Annotated in this window: 19 protein-coding genes; 14 read left to right on the top strand and 5 right to left on the bottom strand. The window is 70.3% G+C overall.

Annotation, left to right across the window (positions count from 1 at the left end; translation table 11 throughout):
• Positions 1-40 precede the first annotated feature (40 nt).
• From QFZ67_RS25910 to QFZ67_RS25850, 13 genes are all read left to right on the top strand, one after another.
• Positions 41-1201, top strand: coding sequence for an ROK family transcriptional regulator (locus QFZ67_RS25910; protein WP_307663467.1), 1161 nt, complete (start codon positions 41-43; stop codon positions 1199-1201).
• 146 nt (positions 1202-1347) lie between these two features.
• A complete protein-coding gene (locus QFZ67_RS25905) occupies positions 1348-2685 on the top strand; it encodes an ABC transporter substrate-binding protein (RefSeq protein WP_307663466.1) in 1338 nt (445 codons plus the stop codon).
• 4 nt (positions 2686-2689) lie between these two features.
• Positions 2690-3631 carry a carbohydrate ABC transporter permease gene (locus tag QFZ67_RS25900; RefSeq protein ID WP_307663465.1) on the top strand — a complete coding sequence of 314 codons (942 nt, stop codon included), beginning with the start codon at positions 2690-2692 and terminating at the stop codon, positions 3629-3631.
• A gap of 5 nt (positions 3632-3636) precedes the next feature.
• A complete protein-coding gene (locus QFZ67_RS25895) occupies positions 3637-4548 on the top strand; it encodes a carbohydrate ABC transporter permease (protein WP_307663464.1) in 912 nt (303 codons plus the stop codon).
• A 7-nt stretch (positions 4549-4555) separates the two neighbouring features.
• Positions 4556-5821 (top strand): 6-phospho-beta-glucosidase, encoded by a 1266-nt coding sequence (locus QFZ67_RS25890; RefSeq protein WP_307663463.1) that lies wholly within the window; start codon positions 4556-4558, stop codon positions 5819-5821.
• Entirely contained in the window at positions 5818-6843 is a 1026-nt protein-coding gene (locus QFZ67_RS25885) for an N-acetylglucosamine kinase (protein WP_307663462.1), read from the top strand. Before QFZ67_RS25890 ends, QFZ67_RS25885 begins: the two co-directional genes overlap by 4 nt.
• Positions 6844-7188: 345 nt before the next feature.
• Positions 7189-8580 (top strand): hypothetical protein, encoded by a 1392-nt coding sequence (locus QFZ67_RS25880; RefSeq protein WP_373430128.1) that lies wholly within the window; start codon positions 7189-7191, stop codon positions 8578-8580.
• An 11-nt stretch (positions 8581-8591) separates the two neighbouring features.
• Positions 8592-9602 carry a glutamate ABC transporter substrate-binding protein gene (locus tag QFZ67_RS25875; protein WP_307663461.1) on the top strand — a complete coding sequence of 337 codons (1011 nt, stop codon included), beginning with the start codon at positions 8592-8594 and terminating at the stop codon, positions 9600-9602.
• A gap of 78 nt (positions 9603-9680) precedes the next feature.
• A complete protein-coding gene (locus tag QFZ67_RS25870; protein ID WP_373430127.1) occupies positions 9681-11021 on the top strand; it encodes a hypothetical protein in 1341 nt (446 codons plus the stop codon).
• A 50-nt stretch (positions 11022-11071) separates the two neighbouring features.
• A complete protein-coding gene (locus tag QFZ67_RS25865) occupies positions 11072-13729 on the top strand; it encodes a serine/threonine-protein kinase (RefSeq protein ID WP_307665966.1) in 2658 nt (885 codons plus the stop codon).
• A gap of 3 nt (positions 13730-13732) precedes the next feature.
• Positions 13733-15115: a PP2C family serine/threonine-protein phosphatase gene (locus QFZ67_RS25860; protein ID WP_307663459.1), complete on the top strand. Its 1383-nt coding sequence runs from the start codon at positions 13733-13735 to the stop codon at positions 15113-15115.
• Positions 15116-15227: 112 nt separating this feature from the next.
• A complete protein-coding gene (locus tag QFZ67_RS25855) occupies positions 15228-16586 on the top strand; it encodes a VWA domain-containing protein (protein ID WP_307663458.1) in 1359 nt (452 codons plus the stop codon).
• 74 nt (positions 16587-16660) lie between these two features.
• Positions 16661-17920: an FHA domain-containing protein gene (locus QFZ67_RS25850; protein WP_307663457.1), complete on the top strand. Its 1260-nt coding sequence runs from the start codon at positions 16661-16663 to the stop codon at positions 17918-17920.
• A 53-nt stretch (positions 17921-17973) separates the two neighbouring features.
• On the opposite strand, the gene QFZ67_RS25845 is transcribed toward QFZ67_RS25850, so the two are convergent.
• Positions 17974-18960, bottom strand: a complete 987-nt coding sequence (locus QFZ67_RS25845; protein ID WP_307663456.1) for a methyltransferase domain-containing protein — start codon at positions 18958-18960, stop codon at positions 17974-17976.
• Between the two features lie 99 nt (positions 18961-19059).
• Between QFZ67_RS25845 and QFZ67_RS25840 the strand changes: the two genes are divergently transcribed.
• Positions 19060-19464: a globin gene (locus QFZ67_RS25840; protein ID WP_307663455.1), complete on the top strand. Its 405-nt coding sequence runs from the start codon at positions 19060-19062 to the stop codon at positions 19462-19464.
• A 51-nt stretch (positions 19465-19515) separates the two neighbouring features.
• Here the strand turns inward: QFZ67_RS25840 and QFZ67_RS25835 are convergent, their stop codons facing one another.
• The 4 genes from QFZ67_RS25835 to QFZ67_RS25820 all read right to left on the bottom strand — a co-directional run bounded on the left by QFZ67_RS25835 (position 19516) and on the right by QFZ67_RS25820 (position 23996).
• On the bottom strand, positions 19516-20181 hold the full coding sequence (locus QFZ67_RS25835; RefSeq protein WP_307663454.1) for a hypothetical protein: 666 nt from the start codon (positions 20179-20181) through the stop codon (positions 19516-19518).
• The gene (locus QFZ67_RS25830) at positions 20178-20636 is read right to left on the bottom strand and encodes a thioesterase family protein (protein WP_307663453.1); all 459 of its coding nucleotides are present in this window, start codon (positions 20634-20636) and stop codon (positions 20178-20180) included. The genes QFZ67_RS25835 and QFZ67_RS25830 overlap by 4 nt, the downstream gene beginning before the upstream one ends.
• Positions 20637-20645: 9 nt before the next feature.
• Positions 20646-22310: an energy-dependent translational throttle protein EttA gene (gene ettA / locus QFZ67_RS25825; RefSeq protein WP_307663452.1), complete on the bottom strand. Its 1665-nt coding sequence runs from the start codon at positions 22308-22310 to the stop codon at positions 20646-20648.
• Positions 22311-22649: 339 nt separating this feature from the next.
• On the bottom strand, positions 22650-23996 hold the full coding sequence (locus tag QFZ67_RS25820) for an LAETG motif-containing sortase-dependent surface protein (RefSeq protein WP_307663451.1): 1347 nt from the start codon (positions 23994-23996) through the stop codon (positions 22650-22652).
• Positions 23997-24194 lie beyond the last annotated feature (198 nt).

The following is a 24194-nucleotide window of genomic DNA, read 5'->3' as shown; positions in this document are numbered from 1 at the left end:
AACCCCCGGAACACCGGGAACCCCGCGCGTCCTGCGCGCCATGAACGACCGGGCCGCGCTCGACCTGCTGCTCGAGCACGGGCCGCTCTCCCGGACGAAGATAGGGAAACTGACCGGCCTCTCCAAGCCCACCGCCTCCCAGCTGCTCGCCCGGCTCGAGGCCGCCGGGCTCGTCGTCGCCACCGGTACCACCGAGGGGCGGCCCGGGCCCAACGCCCAGTTGTACGCCGTCAATGCGCGAGCCGCCTTCGCCGCCGGGCTCGATGTGACTCCGCAGCGGATCCGCGCCGCCGTCGCCGACATCACCGGCGCCACCGTCGGCGAGTTCGAGCTGCAGACCCCCGGGCGGCGCGCCGAGAGTGTCGTACGGCAGGTCACCGAGGCGCTCGACGGGGCGGTGAAGGCCGCCGGGGTCACCCGCTCCGACGTGCACCGTCTGGTCATCGGGACGCCCGGCGCCTTCGACCCCTCCACCGGGCGGCTGCGTTACGCATCGCATCTCCCCGGCTGGCACTCCCCCACCCTCCTCGACGAGCTGGCCGCCGTGCTGCCGATGCCCGTCGAGTACGAGAACGACGTCAACCTGGCCGCTGTCGCCGAGCAGCGCCTCGGCGCCGCGCGCGGGCATGAGAACTTCGTGCTGCTGTGGAACGAGGAAGGCCTCGGCGCCGCCCTCGTCATAGGCGGCCGGCTGCACCGGGGCTTCACCGGCGGCGCCGGCGAGGTCGGTTTTCTGCCGGTACCCGGCACCCCCCTCGTACGCCAGGTGACCAAGGCGAACAGCGGCGGCTTCCAGGAACTGGCCGGTGCCCAGGCGCTGCCGCGGCTGGCCCGCGGGCTCGGGATCGAGGGCGTCGGGCACGGCCCGCACGCCGAGGTCGCCTCCGCGCTGGTCTCCCGGGCGATCGGCGCCGACTCGGGTCCGTACTGCGAGCTGCTCGACGCGTACGCGACGGGGCTTGCGACCGGTCTCGCCTCCATGGTCGCCGTGCTCGACCCCGAACTCGTCGTCCTGTCCGGCGATGTGATCACCGCCGGCGGGGAGCCGCTGCGCGAACGCGTACAGGCGGAGCTCACCGAACTCGCAGCGTCAAGGCCGCGGCTTGTGCTCGGTTCCGTACGTGAACACCCGGTCCTGCGCGGGGCGTTGGAGAGCGCCCTGGTCACCACGCGGGACGAGATCTTCGACACCTCCCGCTGAGAGACCACTGAGAGGCCGCTGAGCGACCGCTGAGCCACCGCCGAGAGACCGCTGAGCCACCGCCGAGACCGCCGAGACCGCCGACAGACCGCTGAGAGACCCGCGCAATCCCCTGCCACCTCGACCCGTCACAGGGAGACCCCGCCATGTCCACACGCACCCGGAACACGGCCGCCGCGCTCGCCGCGACCGCCGCGATATCCCTCCTCGCCTCGGCCTGCACGGGGTCGACCGACACCGCCGCGAACGACGACCCCAAAGCCAAGACCACCATCACCTTCTGGCACGGCTGGTCCGCGCCCAGCGAGGTCAAGGCGATCCAGGAGAACGTCGCGCGCTTCGAGAAGGAGCACGCGAACATCAAGGTCAAGGTCGTCGGCAATATGACCGACGACAAGATCAACCAGGCGCTGCGGGCGGGCGGTTCGAACGCCCCGGACGTCGTCTCGTCGTTCACGACCGACAGCGTCGGGAAGTTCTGCGCTTCCGGTGCGTTCGTGGATCTGAAGCCGTTCCTGGACAAGTCGAAGATCGACCCGGCCAAGGTCTTCCACAAGCCGCTGCTGGACTACACGCAGTTCGACGGCAATCAGTGCTCGCTGCCGCTCCTCAATGACGCGTACGGCCTCTACTACAACAAGGACGCGTTCAAGGCGGCCGGGATCACCGCCCCGCCGAAGACCTGGAGCGAGTTCGAGAAGGTCGCCGAGAAGCTGACCAAGTCCAAGGGTGACAGCTACTCGCAGCTCGGCTTCATGCCGAACTACCACGGCTACGAGACGACTCCGATGCACTACGTCTCGCAGTGGGGCCCGACGTACTTCGACGCCGACGGCAAGTCCAACATCGTCAAGGACCCGGCGTTCTCGAAGATGCTGACCTTCCAGAAGGGCCTGGTCGAGAAGTTGGGCGGCTTCGCCAAGCTGGAGAAGTACCGCAACACCTTCGGTGACGAGTGGGGCGCCAAGCACCCCTTCCACACCGGTCAGGTCGCCATGCAGCTCGACGGCGAATGGCGGCTCGGCATGGCCAAGGAAGCGAAGGCGAAGTTCGAGATCGGCACCGCGCCGCTGCCCGTCGCCGACGACCAGGCCGCCGACTACGGCAAGGGCTATCTCTCCGGCACGATCATGGGCATCGCCTCCACCAGCAAGAAGCAGAACGCCGCGTGGGAGCTGGTGAAGTACATGACCACGGACACCGCGGCGGTGGTGGCCTTCGCCAACGGCATCCACAACGTGCCTTCCACGATCGAGGCGCTCAAGTCGCCGCAGCTGAAGATCGACCCGGAGTTCAAGACCTTCATCGACATCGCGCAGCACCCGAAGTCCAGCACCACCCCGGCCAACGTCGACGGCGGCGCGTACCAGGTGACCTTCCAGGACTTCGGCTACCAGTACGAGGCGGGGAAGGTGAGCGACCTGAAGGCCGGTCTGGAGAAGACCGCGCAGCAGATCGACACGGACATCGCGAAGGCGAAGTAGCACCGTGACGACGCACACTCTGCGGTCGAAGCGCCGTCGCTCGACGCTTCGTACCGCGGCCTTCATGTCGCCCTGGCTGATCGGCTTCAGCGTCTTCTTCGCCTACCCGCTGATCTCCACCATCTACTTCTCCTTCATGAAGTACGACGGCTTCCGGCCGCCAGTCTTCAACGGCCTGGACAACTGGACGTACGTCTTCAGCGAGTACCGGATGTTCTGGCCGGCTCTGCAGAACACCCTGTGGCTGGTGCTGGTGATGGTCACCTGCCGGGTCGTCTTCGGCCTCGGTGTCGGGCTGCTGATCACCAGGATCAGGACGGGCGCGGGAGTCTTCCGCACCCTGTTCTATCTGCCGTATCTGGCGCCGCCGGTCGCGGCGACGCTCGCCTTCGTCTTCCTGCTCAACCCCGGTACCGGACCGGTCAATTCGATCCTCGACTCGATCGGGCTGCCCACCCCCGGCTGGTTCACCGACCCCGCCTGGTCCAAGCCGGCGCTCACCGCGCTCGCCCTGTGGGGCATCGGCGACCTGATGGTGATCTTCATGGCGGCGCTGCTGGATGTGCCGAAGGAGCAGTACGAGGCGGCGGAGCTGGACGGCGCGACCGCCTGGCAGCGCTTTCGGTTCGTCACCCTCCCGAACATCTCGCCGATCGTGATGTTCGCCATCGTCACCGGCGTGATCCAGACGATGCAGTACTACACACAGCCGCTGGTGGCCGGGAAGGTCGCCTCCGGAATCATCGGCGGCAGCGGGCAGCAGTTCGAGCCCGGCTACCCCGAGAAGTCGACGTTGACGCTGCCGCAGCTCATCTACAACCTCGGCTTCCAGCGCTTCGACTACGGCTCCGCCGCTGTCATCGCGCTCGTTCTGTTCGTGCTCTCCATGGTCTTCACCGCGTTTCTGATGCGACGGCGCGGCGGCCTGATGCAGGCAGGTGGGTGACCGCCATGACTCAAGTACTCGACAAGCCCGGCCGGCACGGAACGCCTGCCGCGCCGCCGACCGCCGCTTCTCAGGCCGGGCGCACGGCGCGCCGCAAGGCGCTGCTGCACTGGATCGCCGTGCACTCAGTGGGTATCGCGGCCGCGCTCTTCTTCGTGCTGCCGTTCGTCTTCGTCGTCCTCACCTCGCTGATGAGCGACCAGCAGACGCTCACCCGCGATCTCGTCCCGGCGACGTGGGAGTGGGACAACTACACCCGGGTCCTGGACACCCCCGGCTTCCTGACCTGGTGGAAGAACACCCTGCTGTACGCGGGTCTCGGCACCGTCCTGACCGTCGTGTCGTCCATCCCGGTGGCCTACGCGCTCGCCAAGTTCCGCTTCCGCGGCCGCAATCTGTCGATGATGCTCGTCATCTCGATGATGATGCTGCCGCCCCAGGTGATCATCATCCCGATGTATCTGTTCTGGGCGAAGCAGCTGGACCTGGCCGGCACGCTCTGGCCGCTGATCATCCCGATGGCGTTCGGCGACGCGTTCTCGATCTTCCTCCTGCGGCAGTTCCTGCTCACCATTCCCAATGAGTACCTGGACGCGGCGAAGGTCGACGGCTGCGGTGAACTCCGCACGCTGATCAAGGTGGTGCTGCCGATGGCCAAGCCGGGCATCGCCGCCGTCGCGCTCTTCCAGTTCTTCTACGCCTGGAACGACTACTTCGGCCCGCAGATCTACGCATCGGAGAACCCGGCGGCGTGGACTCTGAGCTACGGCCTGGAGTCGTTCAAGGGCGCGCACCACACGGACTGGAATCTGACCATGGCCGCGACCGTCCTGGTCATGGCCCCCGTGATCCTCGTCTTCTTCTTCGCCCAGAAGGCGTTCGTCGAGGGCGTCACACTGACCGGAGTGAAGGGCTGATGCACATATGAAGCTCGCAGTCGTGGGTGGCGGATCCACCTACACCCCTGAGTTGATCGACGGCTTCGCCCGGCTGAGGGACACCCTCCCGATCAGCGAACTGGTGCTCATCGACCCCGCGGCCGACCGCCTCGAGCTGGTCGGCGGCCTGGCGCGGCGGATCTTCGCCAAGCAGGGTCACGACGGGAAGATCGTCACCACCTCCGACGTGGACGCGGGCGTCGCGGACGCCGACGCGGTGCTGCTGCAGTTGCGCGTGGGCGGACAGGCGGCCCGGAACGAGGACGAGACCTGGCCGCTGGAGTGCTGCTGCGTCGGGCAGGAGACGACGGGCGCGGGCGGGCTCGCCAAGGCTCTGCGGACCGTCCCGGTCGTCCTCGACATCGCCGAGCGGGTGCGGCGTACCAACCCTGATGCCTGGATCATCGACTTCACCAACCCGGTGGGCATCGTGACCCGGGCGCTGCTGCAGGCCGGGCACAAGGCCGTCGGGCTGTGCAATGTCGCCATCGGCTTCCAGCGCAAGTTCGCGAAGCTCCTCGAAGTAGCCCCGTCCGACGTCCACTTGAACCATGTGGGCCTCAACCACCTGACGTGGGAGACGGGTGTGCGCATCGGCGGGCCCGACGGCGTGGATCTGCTCCCGAAGCTGCTGGCCGAGCACGGCGACGCGATCGCGGACGATCTGCGGCTGCCGCGCCAGTTGCTGGACCGGCTCGGTGTCGTCCCCTCGTACTACCTGCGCTACTTCTACGCGCACGACGACGTCGTACGCGAGCTGAGGACCAAGCCGTCGCGGGCCGCCGAGGTCGCGCAGATGGAGAGGCAACTGCTCGAGATGTACGGCGACCCGGCGCTGGACAGCAAGCCGGAGCTGCTCGCCAAGCGCGGCGGCGCCTTCTACTCGGAGGCGGCCGTGGACCTCGCGGCCTCGCTGCTGGCCGGGGGCGGCAGCTCGGTGCAGGTGGTGAACACGTACAACAAGGGCACGCTGTCCTTCCTGCCGGACGACGCTGTGATCGAGGTGCAGGCGCGCGTCGACGGCAGCGGCACCACACCGCTCGCCGTGCCCGAACTCGACCCGCTGTACGCGGGGTTGATCGCCAATGTGACGGCGTACGAGGACCTGGCGCTGGAGGCCGCCCTGCGCGGCGGCCGCGACCGCGTCTTCAAGGCGCTGCTGTCGCATCCGCTGATCGGCCAGTACGAGTACGCCGAGCCGCTCACCGACAAGCTGATCGCGCACAACCGGGAGCACCTCGCGTGGGCATGACCGCACGTGGCGTCCTGGCCATCGACGCCGGCAACAGCAAGACCGACGTCGCGGTGGTCGCGGCCGACGGGACCGTCCTCGGCAAGGCCCGCGGCGGGGGGTTCCAGCCGCCGGCCGTCGGCATCGAGGCGGCTGTCGACGCCCTGGGCCATACGGTCGCGGCCGCCGCGACCGCGGCCGGTGTCACCGCGGCCGGTGTCACCACGGCCGATGTCACCACGGGCGGTGTCACCACGCTCTCCGAGCCGTTCGTCGCGCATGTCTCGGCCTGCCTGGCCAACGCCGATCTTCCAGTCGAGGAACTGGAGTTGGCGGCCGCGGTGCAGGCTCGCGGCTGGGGGCTCACGACCGAGGTACGCAACGACACGTTCGCCATCCTGCGGGCGGGCGTGGATGAGCCACGGGGGGTCGCGGTGGTGTGCGGCGCGGGCATCAACTGCGTCGGCATGCTGCCGGACGGCCGTACCGCGCGCTTCCCCGCGATCGGCCGGATCTCCGGTGACTGGGGCGGCGGCGCGGGGCTCGCGGAGGAGGCGCTGTGGTTCGCGGCGCGGGCGGAGGACGGACGCGGCGAGCCGACGGCCCTGGCCCGTACGCTGCCCGCGCACTTCGGCCTGGACTCCATGTACGCCCTGATCGAGGCGCTGCACCGGGGGCGGATCCCCGCGGCGCGCAAGCACGAGCTGACGCCGGTCCTCTTCGCCACCAGCGCGGAGGGCGATGCGGTCGCCCGCTCGGTGGTGCACCGGCTGGCCGAGGAGGTCGTCGCCCTGTCCACGGTGGCACTGGCGCGGTTGGATCTGCTCGACGAGGAGGCGCCGGTGCTGCTGGGCGGCAGCGTGCTCGCGGCCAGGCACCCGGAGTTGGACGAGCACATCGGCAAGCTGCTCGCGGCCAAGGCGCCCAAAGCGGTGATCGAGGTGGTGACGGCACCGCCGGTGCTCGGCGCGGCCCTGTTGGGCATGGACCACATCGGGGCCTCGCCCGAGGTCCGCGCCGGGCTGCGCGCGCACTACGCGTAGCCGCTACGTCTCCAATCGCCGGACGGGCTGACGTCACGCCCGTCCGGCGATTGGCCATGCCCGACATCCGTGCTGCCCAACGTCCGTGCTGCCGAACATCCGTGCTGCCCAACGTCCCTGCTGCCCAACATGCCTGCAACGGGAACCGATCAAGGTCCTGAAGCGTATTCATGGTGGGGAGAATGGCGGGGGAGACGGGGCCTGACGGATCCTGAATTGCTGCGACAGGACAAGATCCAGTCAATCCTGCTGTGTATGTCAGTCACTGCGGCCATACTGCTGGCCGGGGGACGTCCCCCGACCCGCCGGGGGCGGGCCGACGTCAGCGACCGAGGGGGAGGTCACGTGACATACCCGCCGACTGTGCGCACCGCGCCCCAATCGGCTCCGACGCATGCGCCGGCACAGCCGCCGGCCACGCCGCCCGCCCACCGCGGCGCCTGGGCCGAGGGCAAGAAACGGCTGCGCACTGCGGCGACGACCGAGCCGGGGCGGCTGCAGATCATCGGGGCCGTTCTGGCGGCGCTGGTGGTGGCGTTCGGCGCGGTGACGGCGTTCGAGATCTCCGACCGGGCATCCGCGGCCGACGACGTGGTGAGCCGGAGCCAGCCACTGAGCGCGGACGCCGCGTCCATCTACCGCTCGCTGGCCGACGCGGACACTGCGGCCTCCAGTGGCTTCCTGGCCGGCGCCGAGGAGCCCCGCGCTGCCCGTGAGCGGTATCAGAAGGACATCGCGCTCGCTTCCCGGCTGCTGGTCAAGGCTGCGGCGAACACAGACAGTTCGAGCGAGTCGGGCCGCCAGATAGCCGCCCTCAACGAGCAGCTCCCCCGCTACACCGGCGTGATCGAGACGGCCCGCTCCTACAACCGGCAGGGCCTGCCCCTCGGCGGCGCGTATCTGCGGTTCGCGAACGAGCAGATGACCCGGGATCTGCTGCCCGCCGCCCAGAAGCTGTACGACGCGGAGACGGCCCGGCTCGACCGGGATGACGACAACGCCCGCTTCTGGCCGGTCTTCTCGCTCGCCGTGGGTGTGGTCGCGCTGGCCGCCCTGGTGTGGGCGCAGCGCCGCAACTACCAGCGGACGAACAGGGTGTTCAACCACGGCCTGCTCGCCGCCACGGCGGCCGCCACCGTCGTGCTGCTGTGGCTTGCCGTGGGACACACGGTGGCCCGCGCCGAGCTGAACGCCGCCGAGGCGCACGGCCAGAAGTCACTCAAGGTGCTCAACGACGCCCGGATCAGCTCCCTGAAGGCGCGGGCGAATGAGAACCTGACGCTCGTCGCCCGGGGCGCGGTGCTCACCGACGACGGCAAGAGCGACAAGTACGAAACGGACTACACCACGGGCATGAAGAAGCTCGGCGACCGGCTGAGCGAGGCGCAGAAGCTCGCCGACGACAAGGAAGGCCTCGGCCCCGTCGAGGCCGCCGTCAAGGGCGTGTCCGAGTGGAAGGTCCGGCACGCCAGCGCCAGCACCACCGACAAGGCCGGTGACTACGAAGGCGCGCTGGACAAGGTCATCGGGCCCAAGGTCTCCACCGGCCAGTCCTTCGACCAGGTGGACGGCGCGCTGGCGACAGCGCTCGCGCACGAGCAGCGCGAGTTCACCCGCGCCGCCGAGGACGGGCGCGGCGCGCTGACCGGGCTGCCGGTCGGCGCCGCGGCACTGGCAGTGCTGGGTGCGGCGGGCGCCGTGCTCGGCATCAACCGCAGGCTTTCGGAGTACCGGTGAGAGGAGGAGCGATGACGGACCTGAGGACCAGGTTCCGCGGCTGGGGCGGCGTCGCGGGGATGGCCGCTGCCTGTGCGCTGACCGCCGCCGTCACGCTGCTGCCGCTGTCCCATGGCGGCGCGGACGCCCTCGGCTCCGGCCTGGACGGCCAGAGCGCCGCCTCGGCGACGCCCGCCAAGGCCGACAGCTGTACGGAACCGGAGCGCTCCCTGTCGCCGTCAGCGGCGAACGGACCGAACATCGACGCGATCGTGGCGCGGGGCAAGCTGATCGTCGGCGTCGACCAGAACAGCTACCGCTGGGGCTACCGCAATCCGGCCACCGGCGGCCTCGAAGGCTTCGACATCGATCTCGCCCGGGCCATCGCCCAGGACATCCTCGGCAAGCCGGACGCCATCATCTTCCGTGCCATCCCGACCAATCAGCGCATACCCGCACTGAACAACGGCACGGTGGACATCGTCGTCCGCACGATGACGATCAACTGCGCACGGATCAAGCAGGTCGCCTTCTCCACCGCGTACTTCCAGGCGGGCCAGCAGGTCCTCGCCTCCAAGGGTTCGTCCATAACCGGATACGACAAGTCCCTCGCCGGGAAGAAGGTCTGCACGGCGGAGGGCTCGACGGCGTACGACGCGCTGGAGAAGGACTCCTTCGGCGCCACGTTCAAGGACAAGCACGACGGGCAGCCGGGAGACGAGGACGTGCTCACCGTGTCCAACCAGCTGGACTGCCTGGTGCGGCTCCAGCAGGGCCTCGTCGACGCGATCGTGACGGACAACGCCCTCGCGGCCGGCCAGGCGGCGCAGGACCCGGCGGTCGAGCTCAAGGGCGGCAAGCCCTTCACCACCGAGTACTACGGCGTGGCCACCAAGCTCGGCAAGGACGACCTGGTGCGCCGGGTGAACAAGGTGCTTGACGAGTACCGCAAGGGCGCCTGGACGCAGGCGTACAACAAATGGCTGGTGGCCGATCTCCCCGGGATAACCGGGCCGCCGGCGCCGAAGTACCGCGCCGGCTGACACAGCCGGCGCTGAACGAGCTGAACGAGCTGAACAACTAGTCCTGCAAGGAACACAGGAAGAGCAGAGAGGTGATCGATGGCCGCGGCGGGACCCTCCCCCAGCTCCGCGGGGGGACCCCCAGGCCCGGTGATGGACCGGGACGAGGTGGACCGTGCGCTGGCGCGGCTCGGCGCGGAGCACGAGGCGATCGAGACCTCGCTCCTCGCCCTGCAGGACCATGCCGGCCGCAGACTCCTCGAAGGCGCCGAGCTGACGGGCGTCACCAAGGACCGCTGGGCCTCTGCCGAGCAGGCGATCAGCCTGCTGTGGGAGTACTTCGACGCGTACACCGCCGCCCTGAACGACACCCGTGAGCTGCGCGCCAGGCGTCGCTGGCCGAACCGCGAGGACCTGGTGGAGCTGACCGACCGGCTGCGCGGCCGCAGTGTCACGATCGCCGGCTCGGCCACCCACACCGCACCCTCGATCACCGGACCCGCCAAGCTCTCCCAGCAGTTCACGCTCGAAGAGCTGGTCGCCAGGATGAACGAGCTGTACGCGGGCTCGCTGGACATGGTGGTGACGGCCGACTCGGTGTGGTCGGCGCTGCCCGCCCGGATAGATCTGCTCTCCGCCGAGCTGCAGCGCACCCGCTCGCTCGCGCACTCCGTCGGCGTACGGCCCGGGGAGCACCCGGCCGGCGACGAGCTGGAGTCGATCACCCACGAACTGTCCACGCTGCGCGCCCAGGTGATCTCCGACCCGCTCGCCTTCTGGCGGCCCGCGCTCGGCAGTTCGGCACCCGGCGGCGGCCGCCCCGACACCGACCGCTACGACCGTGCGGCGCGCGCACTCGAAGACATCCGCCGGGAGATCGAGGCCGTGCTCCGGGTCCGGCAGGACTCCGAGGAGCGGCTGATCCGGCTGCGCGACGTGCTGTCGCGCGCCGACCGTACGCTGACCGAGGCGCGGTCAGCGCGCGGCGAGGTGCTGGCCAAGATCGCCGCCTCCGAGGTGCCCGCGGTCAGCGGCCCGCCGACCGCGCTGCAGGAGCGGCTCGCCACCGCAGCCGAGTACCGCAGGCACTCACAGTGGCACCGTCTCTCGCCGCTGCTCGAATCCCTGGAGCGCGAGGCGGAGGACGAACTGCTGCGCGCCCGTGAGTCTTTGACGGCCGTCACCGCCCCGCTCGCGGTCCGCGCCGAGCTGCGCGGCCGTCTCGACGCGTACAAGGCGAAAGTGGCCCGGCACGGGATGGCGGAGGATCCGCTGCTGATCGAGCGGTACGACGCGGCCCGCCGGATGCTGTGGAGCGCGCCGTGCGATCTGCGCGTCGCCGAGCAGGCGGTGCTGCGCTATCAGCAGGCCGCCGCCGAAGTCCTTGTCCCGAGACAGCCGGGACCGTCCGGGCTCAATGACCGCAGGGGGGATTCGTGAGCGAGACCAAGAACTGCCAGCGCCCCGGCTGTGAGGGCTCGTACGAGGACATGGGCGGCGGTGAGCTGTACTGCAACATCTGCGGCCTCGCGCCCGTCGTCGCGTCCAACGGGATGGTGTCCTCGCAGCCCACCGGCATCACGGGCGGCGGCCGGGACTCCGGCTCCGGGCGGAGCAGTTCGCGCTCGTCGCGGGCCTCGTCGCGCTCGTCGACGTCGCGCCGTTCCGTGTCCGGGCGGCTTTCGCGCTCGCTGTCCGGGAGCAGCACCTCGTCCCGGTCGGTCTCGGTGCGCAGCTCCGGCAGCTCCACAGGCGCGTCGGGGCGCAACCGGCTGGGCGCGGGCCTGGTCTCGGTGCCGGACGTACCGCGCCCCGAGCCGCGTACCGCGGTGATGGAGAACCCCGAGGTCCCCGAGCGCAAGCGGTTCTGTTCGCGCTCCGACTGCGGGGCCCCGGTGGGGCGTTCGCGCGGGGAGCGTCCGGGGCGTACGGAAGGGTTCTGCACCAAGTGCGGCCACCCGTACTCCTTCGTGCCCAAGCTCACCGGCGGCGACATCGTGCACGGGCAGTACGAAGTGGTGGGCTGCCTCGCCCACGGCGGCCTGGGCTGGGTCTATCTGGCGGTGGACCGCGCGGTATCCGACCGGTGGGTGGTGCTCAAGGGCCTGCTGGACACGGGCGACCAGGACGCGATGGCCGCGGCGATCTCGGAGCGCCGCTTCCTCGCGGAGATCGAGCACTCCAACATCGTCCGGATCTACAACTTCGTGGAGCATCTCGACCAGCGCACCGGCTCGCTCGACGGCTACATCGTCATGGAGTACGTCGGCGGCAAATCGCTGAAGGAGCTCGCCAACGAACGGCGCGACCCGGCGGGCAAGCGCGATCCGCTGCCGGTCGATCAGGCGTGTGCGTACGGCATCGAGGCGCTGGAGGCGCTCGGGCATCTGCACAGCAGGAACCTGCTGTACTGCGACTTCAAGGTCGACAACGCCATCCAGCAGCAGGACCAGCTCAAGCTCATCGACATGGGCGCGGTCCGCAGGATGGACGACGACGAGTCCGCGATCTACGGCACGGTCGGGTACCAGGCCCCGGAGGTCGGCGAGGTCGGCCCATCGGTCGCCTCCGACCTGTACACCGTCGCGCGCACGCTGGCCGTGCTGACCTTCGACTTCCAGGGCTACACGAATGTGTTCGTGGACTCCCTGCCGGACCCGGAGAACATCAAGGTCTTCCAGACGTACGAATCCTTCTACCGGCTGCTGGTACGGGCGACGGACCCGGATCCGGCGCGTCGGTTCGCCTCGGCGCAGGAGATGGCGGAGCAGCTGACGGGGGTGCTCAGAGAGGTCGTCGCGATCCAGACGGGCCGCCCGCGCCCTGCGCTTTCGACGCTCTTCGGGCCTGAACTGCGCGTCACGGACACGCAGTTGTTCGCGGAACTGACGGAGGACGTCTCGCGGCTGGGCTGGCGTACGACGGCGCCCTCGGGCCGCGGCCGCGGCAAACGCTCCGCGGCGGCAAACGGCCCGGCTGCGGTGGGTGGCACGGCGGTGGGCGGCGGTCCGGCCGCGCACCCCTGGGGCGCCGGGAATCCGGCCGGCGGAGCCGGGAACGCGGGTGGCATGCCGGTACCGGGGGCGGGTCCGGGGCAACCGGGCGCCGGATACGCCGGATACCCCGGCGGCGGAGCGGCCAATGCCTACGCCGCACCGATCCCCGCCCCCCGCTCCGCCGAGCTCTCCTCCGCTCCCCCGAACCTCGCCCTCGCCCCGCATGTCGCCGTGCTCGACTCCCGGGCGACCTCGCTCGCCCTGCCCGTGCCGCGCGTCGACCCGGACGACCCCAACGCCGGTTTCCTCGCCGGTCTGATGGCCTCCGCGCCCGCCGAGCTCATCGCCGCGCTGCACTCCGCGTCCGCGGCCTCCCCGGAGACCCGGCTGCGCGAGCTGCGCGCCCGCCTGGAGATGGGTGAACTGGACTCCGCCACCAGGGCTCTCGCCACCCTGGAGAGCCAGCACCCCGACGACTGGCGGGTCGTCTGGTACCGCGGCCTCACCTCGCTGGTGACCGGGGACAACGAGGTCGCGGCGCTCTCCTTCGACGCGATCTACGACGCGTTCCCCGGCGAGCCGGCGCCCAAGCTGGCGCTCGGCGTCTGCGCCGAGGTGCTCGGCCAGCTGGACAACGCCGGTGAGTACTACCGCCTGGTGTGGACGACCGACCCGAGCTATGTCAGCGCCGCGTTCGGCCTGGCCCGGGTGCAGCTCGCGGCGGGCGACCGGCCCGGAGCCGTACGGACGCTGGAGTCGGTGCCGGAGTCGTCGATCCACTACACGGCCGCGCGGGTGGCTGCCGTACGGGCGAGGCTGCGGCGACGCGCCGCGCACGACCCGCTGATCGACGACCTGTCGGCGGCCGCCGCGCAGGTGGACGCCCTGAAGGACTTCGGTCTGGACGCGGTGCGCCGCGCGCAGTTGTCCACAGAAGTACTCGGCACGGCCCTCGACTGGGTACTCTCCGGTAGTCCCGGAGCCCCGCCGTCCGGACAGAGCGTGCTGCTCGGCAGCGAACTGGACGAGCGCGGCCTGCGCTTCGGGCTGGAACGCTCCTACCGGGTGCTCGCCCGGCTCGCCCAGCGTGGCGAGGAGCGGATAGACCTGGTGGAGCGGGCGAACCGCTTCCGCCCCAGGACGTGGGTGTGATTGATGGCCTCGCAGATTGACCAGCCGGCCGCCGGGTCGACATGCCCAAGCTGCGCCGAGCCGCTGGAAACGGGTGACCTTTTCTGCGGTGCGTGCGGGTACGACCTTTCCGTCGTGCCCGCGCCGCCGGACGACCACCCGACCATGGCCATCGGCACGCCCGTCGAGTGGCCGTCGGCGACCGGGACGGACAGCTCGGGCACGCCCGCGTCGGCGCATCTGCCCGGAGATCTGCCGGGCACGGACTCGGGCGGCGGCCCGCTGCCCGCCTCCGCCGTGCGCTACGACGACCCGCCCGCCTCACCGAACGACTCACCACCCGTCTCGCCCGCGGACCCGCCCAGCGCCTCCTCCAGCGGCGACTTCGAGCTGCCCGCGCCCGACGCGGGCACCGCCGTCGCCGCCGACCCACGCGCCGTGGACCCGATCACCACCCCCGAATCCGGCACCAAACTCTGTGTGGCCTGCCGCGCCGGCCATGTCGACACCGACGGCTACTGCGAGAACTGCGGCCACGCCCAGCCCCGCGAGCGCGACCACATGGAGCAGGAGCTCGGCTCGGTCGCCGCCGTCAGCGACCGCGGGCTGCGCCACCACCGCAACGAGGACTCGTTCGCGGTGTCGTCCACCGCCCTGCCCGACGGCTCGCCCGCCGTCGTCGCGATCGTCTGCGACGGGGTGTCGTCGGCGACCCGCCCAGACGAGGCCTCCGAGGCCGCCGCGAGCGCCGCCAATGAACTGCTGCTCGAGACGCTGCCACGCGGCACCCACCCCCAGCAGGCCATGCACGAGGCGATCGTCGCGGCCTCCGAGGCGGTCAACTCCCTTGCCAGGGAACCCGGTGAGGGCGAGGCGATGGAGCACGACCCGCACCGCCACCAGAACGCGCCGGCCTGCACGATCGTCGGCGCCGTGGCGGCCGGCGGTCTGCTGGTCGTCGGCTGGGTCGGCGACAGCCGCGCCTACTGGGTGCCGGACGACCGCAGCGGCCCGCCCGCCCGGCTCACCGAGGACGACTCCTGGGCCGCCCAGATGGTGGCGGCCGGCCTGATGAGCGAGGCGGAGGCGTACGCCGACGAGCGCGCCCACGCCATCACGGGCTGGCTCGGGGCCGACGCGTACGAACTGGAGCCGCACACCGCCTCGTTCAAGCCGGACCGTTCCGGCGTGGTCGTGGTCTGCACGGACGGCCTGTGGAACTACGCGGAGGGCGCCGAGGACATGGCCCAGGCGATCCCGGTCGATGCGGCGGGCCGCCCGCTGCACAGCGCGCAGGTTCTGGTCGGCCACGCACTCGACGGCGGGGGCCACGACAACGTAACAGTGGCCGTCCTGCCGTTCGCCGTGCCGCACCAAGGGGCAGGATCGGCCTACAACAGGGCTTGAGCCCCCTTATGTCCGCCGAGTGGCCGCTTGTCGCCGCCTGTCACCGCCTGTTGCCGCTCGCGGACCTTCGTGTCATTTCTCTGCCCGAGTGGAGCCTCAAGGAGCAAATCAGATGGCCAATTTCGCCAAGTCACAAGTGCCGCAGTTCTCCGTCGAGGTGTACCAGAACGAATATCTGCCGGAGGGCGGCCGCGAGGTGAACGCGATCGTCACCGTCACCTCCACCGGAGGCGGCACCAGCGGCCGGGCTCCGCTCGCGGGCGCTACGCGCTCACCTGCCTACATACCGGGACAGGCGCCGGGCGCCGCCGTTGTGATCATGGTCGACTGTTCCGGCTCGATGGACTATCCGCCGACCAAGATGCGCAACGCCCGTGATGCCACGGCGGCCGCCATCGACACGCTGCGCGACGGCGTCGCCTTCGCGGTGGTCGCGGGCACGCATGTGGCGAACGAGGTCTATCCGGGCGACGGCCGGCTCGCGGTCGCCGATCCGGGGACCCGCGGCCAGGCCAAGGAGGCGCTGCGGCGTCTCACCGCGGGCGGCGGCACCGCGATCGGCACCTGGCTCCGTCTCGCCGACCGGCTCCTCGCAAGCTCCGATGTCACCATCCGGCACGGCATCCTGCTCACCGACGGCCGTAACGAGCACGAGTCGCCGGAGGATCTGCGGGCCACCCTCGAAGCCGGCGCGGGCCGCTTCACCTGCGACGCCCGCGGCGTCGGCACCGACTGGGAGGTCAAGGAGGTCACCGGCATCGCCTCCGCGCTGCTCGGCACGGCGGACATCGTCGCCAACCCGGCCGAGCTGGCCGCCGACTTCACCAGCATGATGGAGAACGCGATGGGCAAGGAGGTCGCGGACGTGGCGCTGCGGCTGTGGACGCCCGTCGGCGTGGAGATCAAGTTCGTCAAGCAAGTGGCGCCGACGGTCGAGGAGTTGACCGGACGGCGTACGGAAGCCGGCCCGCGGGCCGGCGACTATCCGACCGGTTCCTGGGGCGACGAGTCCCGCGACTACCACGTGTGCGTGCAGGTCCCGGAGGCCGGGATCGGCCAGGAGATGCTGGCGGCCCGGGTCTCGCTGATCATTCCGGCCGCGGACGGCGGGGCTCCGCAGGTGCTGTCGCAGGGTCTTGTACGGGCGGTGTGGACGGACGACATGGTGGCGTCCACCTCGATCAACCCGCAGGTCGCGCACTACACAGGCCAGGCCGAACTGGCGCAAGTCATCCAACAGGGGCTTGATGCCCGCAAGTCGGGTGATTACGACGGCGCGACCGCGAAGCTCGGCCGTGCGGTGCAGCTCGCGGCGGACTCGGGCAACGAGGACACGGCGAAGCTCCTTTCGAAGGTGGTGGACGTCGTCGATGCCGCGACAGGTACTGTGCGACTGAAGGCGAAGGTCGCGGAGGCTGACGAGATGACGCTCGAAACGCGCTCCACCAAGACGGTTCGTGTGAAGAAGTAGCCGGCACAAAGGCCGACAGAAACACAGAAGTGAAACGGCCCTCGGGCCGGACGAGGAGAGGGGGAAGCGCCGACATGCCGACCTGCCCGAACGGACACCAGTCGGGTTCCGACGACTGGTGCGAGATCTGTGGCCACCGCATGGCCGGTCCTGGCGCTCCCGCGGGTGCCGTTCCGCCGCCCCCTCCCCCGCCGCCGGCCTACGGCTACCCAGGCCCCGGCGACCCGAACGCCACCGCCCAGGCCGAGATCTGCCCGCAGTGCCGCACCCCGCGCGAGGCCATGGCCCCGTTCTGCGAGGAGTGCCGGTACAACTTCCTCACGCACACGGCGACGTCGTACACCCCGGTGGCCCCGTCCCAGCAGCAGCCGTCCGGGCTGAACCTCCCGCCAGGCTTCCAGTCGCAGCCGGCGCCCGCGCCCGTGCCGCCGCCTACTTCTGTCCCGCAGCAGCCTGATCCGTACGACTACCAGGGCTCGCGGCCCTCGCAGATGAACCGGCCGGCCGAGCCGCTGATGAGCGACCCGTCGGAGCAGCAGCAGCCTCCGCAGGCGTTCCTGCAGCAGGGGCCGCCGCCCCCGCCGCCGTCGTTCCAGCAGCCGCAGCAGAGCCCGCACAGCCCGCCCCCGCCGTCCTTCCAGCAGCCATCGGCGCCGCCCGTGCCGCAGCAGCCCCAGCAGACGGGCGGCGGGGACGACTGGATGTTGTCCCCGCCCTCGCAGCAGCCGCAGGCACCCCAGGCACCGCAGCAGCCGCAGGCGTTCCAGCAGCCCCAGGCACCGCAGCAGCCGCAGGCGTTCCAGCAGCAGATGCCGCAGCAGTACGCCCAGCAGCCCGGCCCGCCTCCTGGCCCGCAGCAGGGGCAGCCGGGTCAGCCCCAGGGGCAGCCGGGGCCGCAGCAGCCGCCCCAGTACCAGACTCAGGCCCCGGCGGGCTGGACGGCCGTCATAGCGCCCGACCGTGAGTACTTCCTCGCGATGATGCAGCGCAGCGGCCCCGACGCCACCGGCCTCAACCTGCCCGCGTACTCCCCCGAGCAGCACCTCCCGCTCGGCGGCAACCAGATCACGATCGGCCGCCGCCGGCACTCCACCGGCGAGTCCCCCGACATCGACCTGTCCGTCCCGCCGGAGGACCCGGGCGTCTCGCACCAGCACGCGGTGCTGGTCCAGCAGCCCGATGGCTCCTGGGCGGTTGTCGACCAGAACTCCACCAACGGCACCACGCTCAACGGCGCCGAGGAGCCGATCCAGCCCTATGTCCCGATCCCGCTGAACGACGGCGACCGGGTCCACGTCGGCGCCTGGACGACCATCACCATCCGTCGCGGCTAGCTCTGCCCGTAAAGCGGCTGGCCCCGCCCGTACAAACAGGTCAGCAAAAACAGTCAGCCGGACGGACGCCCGAGCGGCCATGCGTAGGGCCCCTCGGGGTCGTCCAGCCAGGCCCACTGGTGCTGTCCGCTGACTGTGACCCCGAACCGGTCCCGCTGCGGGCGCCGCTCCCGCTCCCACAGCGAGAGCGCCTCGTGCGGATCGAGGCTGCCCGCGGTCAGTGTCAGCAGGAAGCGGAAGAGATCGTTCTCGACCGCGCGCCTCGGCAGCCCGCCGGTGTGCCCCTCCTGGGCGAGCCCGCCGCCGCGTAGCGGCACGAAGTACGCGGACGTCCGCAGGAAGTGCCCCTCCGCGGTCCGGCCGCGGCTGTCGTCGCGCACCCGCAGCGCGATCAGCCCGGTGGAGAGCGGGGCCAGGATCCGCGCGCCCGGTCGGCACTGCGGCAGCCAGTCGAACGGCACGGACGCCAGCGTGCAGGTCGCGATGACGCGGTCGAAGGGCGCGCGCTGCGGGCAGCCGCGCACCCCGTCGCCGGTGATCACAGTCGGTTGGTAGCCCGCGGCCGCCAGATGTGTACGCGCGGACTCGGTGATCTCCGGGTCCACGTCGACGGTCGTCACCAGCTCGTCGCCGAGCCGGTGCGCGAGCAGCGCCGCGTTGTAGCCGGTGCCCGCGCCGATCTCGAGGACGGTGTGCCCATCCCGTAGCTCCAGCTCCTCGAGCATCATGGCCATCAGCGAGGGCTGGCTGCTGGAGGAGATCAGCTCGCCGTCGCGCACCCGGGTGGCGAGTGGCCCGTCCGTGTAAGCGCCGCGCAGCCACTGGTTCCGCCGCACGGGATCGGGGTCCTCGCACCACAGACGCTCGTACGCGCCGCCCCGGCCCACGAAGTAGTACGGCACGAACAGATGCCGCGGCACCTCCTCGAACGCCGCCCGCCAGGCCGGATCGGTAAGCCCGCCCTCGGCCACGATCACCCGCACCAGCGACCGCCGCGCCTCGGCGGCCGGCTCGGCATACTGCTCCAGATCAACACCCATGCATCCACTGTCCTGCGGCGCAGCGCCTGAGGCGAGCACCCGATCGTGGATGGTCCTAGGGCCTCGGTCCTCGGCCGGTGAATCTGAGACGATGGTCAGGTGAAAGAGATTCCGCGCGGCACGCTTCAGGAGCAGACCTTCTACGAACAGGTCGGCGGCGAGGAGACCTTCCGGCGCCTCGTCCACCGCTTCTACCAGGGCGTCGCCGAGGATCCGGTGCTGCGGCCGATGTACCCGGAGGAGGACCTGGGTCCGGCCGAGGAGCGGCTCACGCTGTTCCTGATCCAGTACTGGGGTGGGCCCCGCACCTACAGCGACAACCGCGGCCACCCGCGGCTGCGGATGCGGCACGCGCCGTTCACCGTCGACCGGGCCGCGCACGACGCATGGCTGAAGCACATGCGTACCGCCGTCGACGAGCTGGGCCTGTCCGAGGAGCACGAGCGGACACTCTGGAACTACCTCACGTACGCCGCGGCCTCCATGCTGAACACCGCGGACTGATCAGCGTCGGAACCTGGGCGATCTGCCCGGTCACGCACGCGTGCGAGCGGGTCAGCCGGGCCTGGTGGGGGTGACGCTCAGCCCGCCGAGGCCGTTCTTGCGTACGGCGATCGACCCGAAGGGCGTACGCAGTCTGAGCCACGCGCCCGTGGACAGCAGCGCGACCGGGACTCCGGGACGCAGAAAGCCGAGCGACTGGGCGGCGTGCACGGCACGCAGCGGCAGCCCGGTTCCGCCGACGGTGCGCGACCATATCTCGCGCCCGATCCGGTCCCGCTCGGCGCGCGTACGCCGCTCGGCGGGCAACTGCTCGTCGCGGGTGCGGAATTCAGCCACGGCCGCGGCCACCGCGCCCCGCATCGCGGTCACTTCGGGCAGCCCGGGCAGTTCCCGCCAGCCGCCGCGCGGCGGCAGCATGCCCGCCCAGGGCGGCCCGGTGACGGCGGCGGGCACGGTGAACTCCGCCCCGCCGAGGGACTCCAGCAGCTCACCGGCGGAGACGGTGACATCCAGCTCGACTCGGTCACCGAGCCTGGCCGTACGGATCGCGAGCACCTCGAAGGAGGGCGGACGCCCGAAAACGGCGAGCGCGCCACCGCCGGCCTGGAGCCGGACGGCGGCGGCGCGGTCGTAATGGATCAGCCGGGCGAGGAAGGCTGCGAGATCTTCAGCCTCCCCCGCGTCGGCGAAGTGCAGACTCTGCACGGGCACGCTCATACCGCGAGAGCACCCTCGTCGGCGTCGGCGTTTTCGTTGGCGTCGTCGAGGTACTTCTGGAGGAAGGACTTCTCCTCCGCGCTGATCCGGCGCGGACGCGCCGCGCCCAAGTCGTACGGCACGACGATGGTCGAGGCCCGCACATACACCTGCGAGGCCCCTTCCGCGTCCTTGACCTCGTACGCGATGGTCAGCGACGCCGCGCTTATGTTCGTCACCCACGACTCGATGATCACCGGCTCGTGCCGGTGGACCAGCGGCCGCTTGTAGTCGATCTCGTGCCGGGCAACGACGGACCCGCCGGAGAACGACGGGGAGCCGTCCCCCGGCGCCAGCCGGAACATGAAGTCAATGCGCGCCTCTTCCAGGTACCGCAGGAAGACGACGTTGTTGACATGCCCGAAGGCATCCATGTCCGACCAGCGAAGGGGGCAGCGGTAGATGTGCCGGGCCATGTGTGAACCTCAGCCCCGGGTCAGCTTCTTGTACGTGGCACGGTGCGGACGGGCGGCGTCCGGGCCGAGCCGCTCGACCTTGTTCTTCTCGTACGAATCGAAGTTGCCCTCGAACCAGAACCACTTGGAGTCGCCCTCGTACGCCAGGATGTGCGTGGCGACGCGGTCGAGGAACCAGCGGTCGTGGGAGACGACCACGGCCGCACCGGGGAACTCGAGCAGGGCGTTCTCCAGGGAGGAGAGCGTCTCGACGTCGAGGTCGTTGGTGGGCTCGTCGAGGAGCAGCAGGTTGCCGCCCTGCTTCAGGGTCAGCGCCAGGTTGAGGCGGTTGCGCTCACCGCCGGACAGCACGCCGGCCGGCTTCTGCTGGTCCGGGCCCTTGAAGCCGAACGCCGAGACATAGGCGCGGGACGGCATCTCGACGTGGCCGACATTGATGTAGTCGAGCTCGTCGGAGACGACGGCCCACAGGGACTTCTTGGGGTCGATGTTGGCGCGGCTCTGGTCGACGTAACTGATCTTGACGGTCTCGCCGACCTTGATCACACCGGAGTCGGGCTCCTCCAGCCCCTGGATCATCTTGAACAGCGTGGTCTTGCCCGCGCCGTTCGGACCGATGACGCCGACGATGCCGTTGCGCGGCAGCGTGAAGCTGAGGTCGTCGATGAGGACCTTGTCACCGAAGGCCTTGGAGAGCTTCTCGACCTCGACGACGACACTGCCGAGCCGCGGGCCCGGCGGGATCTGGATCTCCTCGAAGTCCAGCTTCCGCATCTTGTCGGCCTCGGCCGCCATCTCCTCGTAACGGGCAAGACGAGCCTTGGACTTGGCCTGCCGCCCCTTCGCGTTGGAGCGGACCCACTCGAGCTCCTCCTTGAGCCGCTTGGCGCGCTTGGCGTCCTTCTGGCCCTCGACCTTGAGACGCGTCTGCTTGGTCTCGAGGTACGTGGAGTAGTTGCCCTCGTAGCCGATCGCGCGGCCGCGGTCGAGCTCCAGGATCCAGCCCGCGACATTGTCGAGGAAGTACCGGTCGTGGGTGATGGCGACGACGGTGCCGGCGTACTTGGCGAGATGCGCCTCAAGCCACTGCACGGACTCGGCGTCCAGGTGGTTGGTGGGCTCGTCGAGGAGCAGCAGGTCGGGGGCTTCGAGCAGCAGCTTGCACAGGGCGACGCGACGCTTCTCACCACCGGAGAGGTTGGTGACGGGCCAGTCACCGGGCGGGCAGCCGAGCGCGTCCATGGCCTGCTCGAGCTGAGCGTCCAGGTCCCAGGCGTTGGAGTGGTCGAGCTCCTCCTGGAGCTTGCCCATCTCTTCCATCAGGGCGTCGGTGTACTCGGTCGCCATCTGCTCGGCGATCTCGTTGAACCGGTCGAGCTTGCCCTTGACCTCGGCGACGCCGAGCTGGACGTTCTCCAGCACGGTCTTCGACTCGTCCAGCGGCGGCTCCTGCAACAGGATGCCGACGGTGTAGCCGGGCGAGAGGAAGGCGTCGCCGTTGGAGGGCTGCTCCAGACCGGCCATGATCTTCAGCACGGTGGACTTACCGGCGCCGTTGGGGCCGACCACACCGATCTTCGCACCGGGCAGGAAGCTCAGCGTCACGTCATCGAGGATGACCTTGTCGCCGTGCGCCTTGCGCGTCTTGCGCATCGTGTAGATGTACTCAGCCAAGAGAAACCGTCCGGCAAGAAGTGGGTGGGCAGATACACCCCATCTTGCCGTACGTCCATCCCCCGACGGAAACCGGTGGCCGGCTCCGCCCCCGGAGATCACCCCACGGTGAGGCCGTGGCCCTGCTCCACCGTCACCCACCACAGCGGGTCGATCATGGCGCTTCCCGACCGCACGACGACGCGTCGATCGGCGCCCACGCCGCCAAGGTCTGGGTGACCTCCCACCCCACCCCCGCGATCCGGCCGAACAGCAGGCAGCTCAACGCGACGGCCCCGGTGCGCGCTTCGCACCGGGGCTGTCGTCAGCGCAGTGTGAATCAGCGCTTACGCATGGTCACTACTCGCCGGCCGTCGCCCTCTTCCTGCGGAGGAAGAAGACCGCGCCGCCGCCGATCACGACGAGCGCGATCGCGATGCCCGCGATCATCGGGGTGGCGCTGGAGCTGCCCGTCTCGGCGAGGTCGCCGCCCCCGGAACCCGAGGACGTGCCGCCGGCCGAGGCCGGGCTGGGCTGGGACGACGGGGTGTCCGTGCCCGGGCTCGGGGTGCCGGTGGTCTTGCAGTCCAGCACACCCTTGAAGTTCTTCTTGAAGCCGTCGGGCCCGGTGATGGTGAAGTCGTACGCCTGGTCCTCGGCGACCGGAACGGTGACCGTCTTGGACTCCCCGGCCGGGATCGTGTGCTTCAAGCCCGCCAGCTCGAAGGTGAACGGAGCGTCGCCCTTGTTCTCCGCGGTGATGTCCACGCCGCCCTTGGCGCAGTTCTTCTTCGCCGAGAGCGCCGGTATCGCGCCCGCCTTGGCCCAGGTGGCCGTCGCGTTCGCGGTGACCGTGGACTCGCTGGAACCGGCGAGGATCTGGGTCTGGCTCTTGGTCACTCCGGCGAACGCCCGGCCGACCGGCACGGAGGTGGTCGCCTGCGCGGTCAGCGTCGCCGAACCGTCCGCGGCACCGGCCGGCACGTCGAAGTACAGCTGAGTGCCGTCGACGGCGGAGGTGACGGGCTTGCCGGCCGCGTCGGTGACCTTGATCCCACTGGCGGCCGCGTCGGCCGGCGGGGTCACGGAGACCTGCCCGGCGTCCGTGCGGACCGTCACGGGACCGAGCCGCCCGCCCGCCTTGCCGGAGACCGCGTTCGGCTCCAGGCTGAGCGAGGCCTTCGGCTCCGCGACGTCCTGGGCCTGCTTCTCCAGCCAGTCCGCGAGCTTCTCAGCCGCGGGGTCGAGCGCCTCGACGTCCGCCTTGTCCGAGTAGCGCCAGATGGCGACCTGAGTACCGGCCGCCGCGGTGCGCTCGCTGAGCGGGCCGCTGTCCGCGTCCTTGGCCAGCGCGCCCAGATCGTCGACCTGGGGGTAGGAGTGCTGCAGGATCCAGCGGATCTTGCCCGCGTTCTCGTTGCCGCCCAGCGACGTCTGGTTCCAGGGGGTCTCCAGGTACTTCGCCTGGTCCTGGGTCGGGTTGTGGATGTCGATGCAGTACGTCTTCAGCCGACCGCCGCCGTCGACAGTCATCTCGAAGAGCCCGGCGGCGATTTCGCGATTCTTGCCGTCCGCGTGGAGCACGGCACGGTCAAAGGTCTTCAGCCCATCGAGAGTGGCGACCGCGCCACCCTGGTGCTGGACACCGTCGTCGGCGGCTGCCGCACCCACGCCGGCTATGGAGCCGGTCGCGATGAGGCCCGACATCAAAGCCGCGGCTGTGAGACGACGAACAGCGCCCCGCCTGCGTACAACTGACGCAGAGAACAAAGCAAACACAGAATTCCCCTCCGAGCGAGGTCCTTAGTTCGCGTACGAGCACGTGTTCACGTCGGATCACGTGCGCGTGTGACGCGTGGGGGGAGTGCCTCGCCTGCAGACTCAAGTGCCCCGTGAGTACGCGGG

Source organism: Streptomyces sp. V1I1, from assembly GCF_030817355.1.
In the GTDB taxonomy this organism is placed as follows: Bacteria; Actinomycetota; Actinomycetes; order Streptomycetales; family Streptomycetaceae; genus Streptomyces.
Note: the sequence above shows the minus strand (reverse complement) of the source record. Positions and strands in the feature narration are given on the sequence as shown.

Excerpts from the sequence above, each read along its gene's own strand:
- QFZ67_RS25865 (WP_307665966.1), top strand. The coding sequence starts at position 11,072 with ATGGGCGGCGGTGAGCTGTACTGCAACATCTGCGGCCTCGCGCCCGTC.
- QFZ67_RS25835 (WP_307663454.1), bottom strand. The coding sequence starts at position 20,181 with ATGAGCGTGCCCGTGCAGAGTCTGCACTTCGCCGACGCGGGGGAGGCT.
- QFZ67_RS25870 (WP_373430127.1), top strand. The coding sequence starts at position 9,681 with ATGGCCGCGGCGGGACCCTCCCCCAGCTCCGCGGGGGGACCCCCAGGC.
- QFZ67_RS25905 (WP_307663466.1), top strand. The coding sequence starts at position 1,348 with ATGTCCACACGCACCCGGAACACGGCCGCCGCGCTCGCCGCGACCGCC.
- QFZ67_RS25820 (WP_307663451.1), bottom strand. The coding sequence starts at position 23,996 with ATGTCGGGCCTCATCGCGACCGGCTCCATAGCCGGCGTGGGTGCGGCA.
- QFZ67_RS25895 (WP_307663464.1), top strand. The coding sequence starts at position 3,637 with ATGACTCAAGTACTCGACAAGCCCGGCCGGCACGGAACGCCTGCCGCG.
- QFZ67_RS25830 (WP_307663453.1), bottom strand. The coding sequence starts at position 20,636 with ATGGCCCGGCACATCTACCGCTGCCCCCTTCGCTGGTCGGACATGGAT.
- QFZ67_RS25860 (WP_307663459.1), top strand. The coding sequence starts at position 13,733 with ATGGCCTCGCAGATTGACCAGCCGGCCGCCGGGTCGACATGCCCAAGC.
- QFZ67_RS25855 (WP_307663458.1), top strand. The coding sequence starts at position 15,228 with ATGGCCAATTTCGCCAAGTCACAAGTGCCGCAGTTCTCCGTCGAGGTG.
- QFZ67_RS25850 (WP_307663457.1), top strand. The coding sequence starts at position 16,661 with ATGCCGACCTGCCCGAACGGACACCAGTCGGGTTCCGACGACTGGTGC.
- QFZ67_RS25885 (WP_307663462.1), top strand. The coding sequence starts at position 5,818 with ATGACCGCACGTGGCGTCCTGGCCATCGACGCCGGCAACAGCAAGACC.
- QFZ67_RS25910 (WP_307663467.1), top strand. The coding sequence starts at position 41 with ATGAACGACCGGGCCGCGCTCGACCTGCTGCTCGAGCACGGGCCGCTC.
- QFZ67_RS25875 (WP_307663461.1), top strand. The coding sequence starts at position 8,592 with ATGACGGACCTGAGGACCAGGTTCCGCGGCTGGGGCGGCGTCGCGGGG.
- QFZ67_RS25845 (WP_307663456.1), bottom strand. The coding sequence starts at position 18,960 with ATGGGTGTTGATCTGGAGCAGTATGCCGAGCCGGCCGCCGAGGCGCGG.
- QFZ67_RS25890 (WP_307663463.1), top strand. The coding sequence starts at position 4,556 with ATGAAGCTCGCAGTCGTGGGTGGCGGATCCACCTACACCCCTGAGTTG.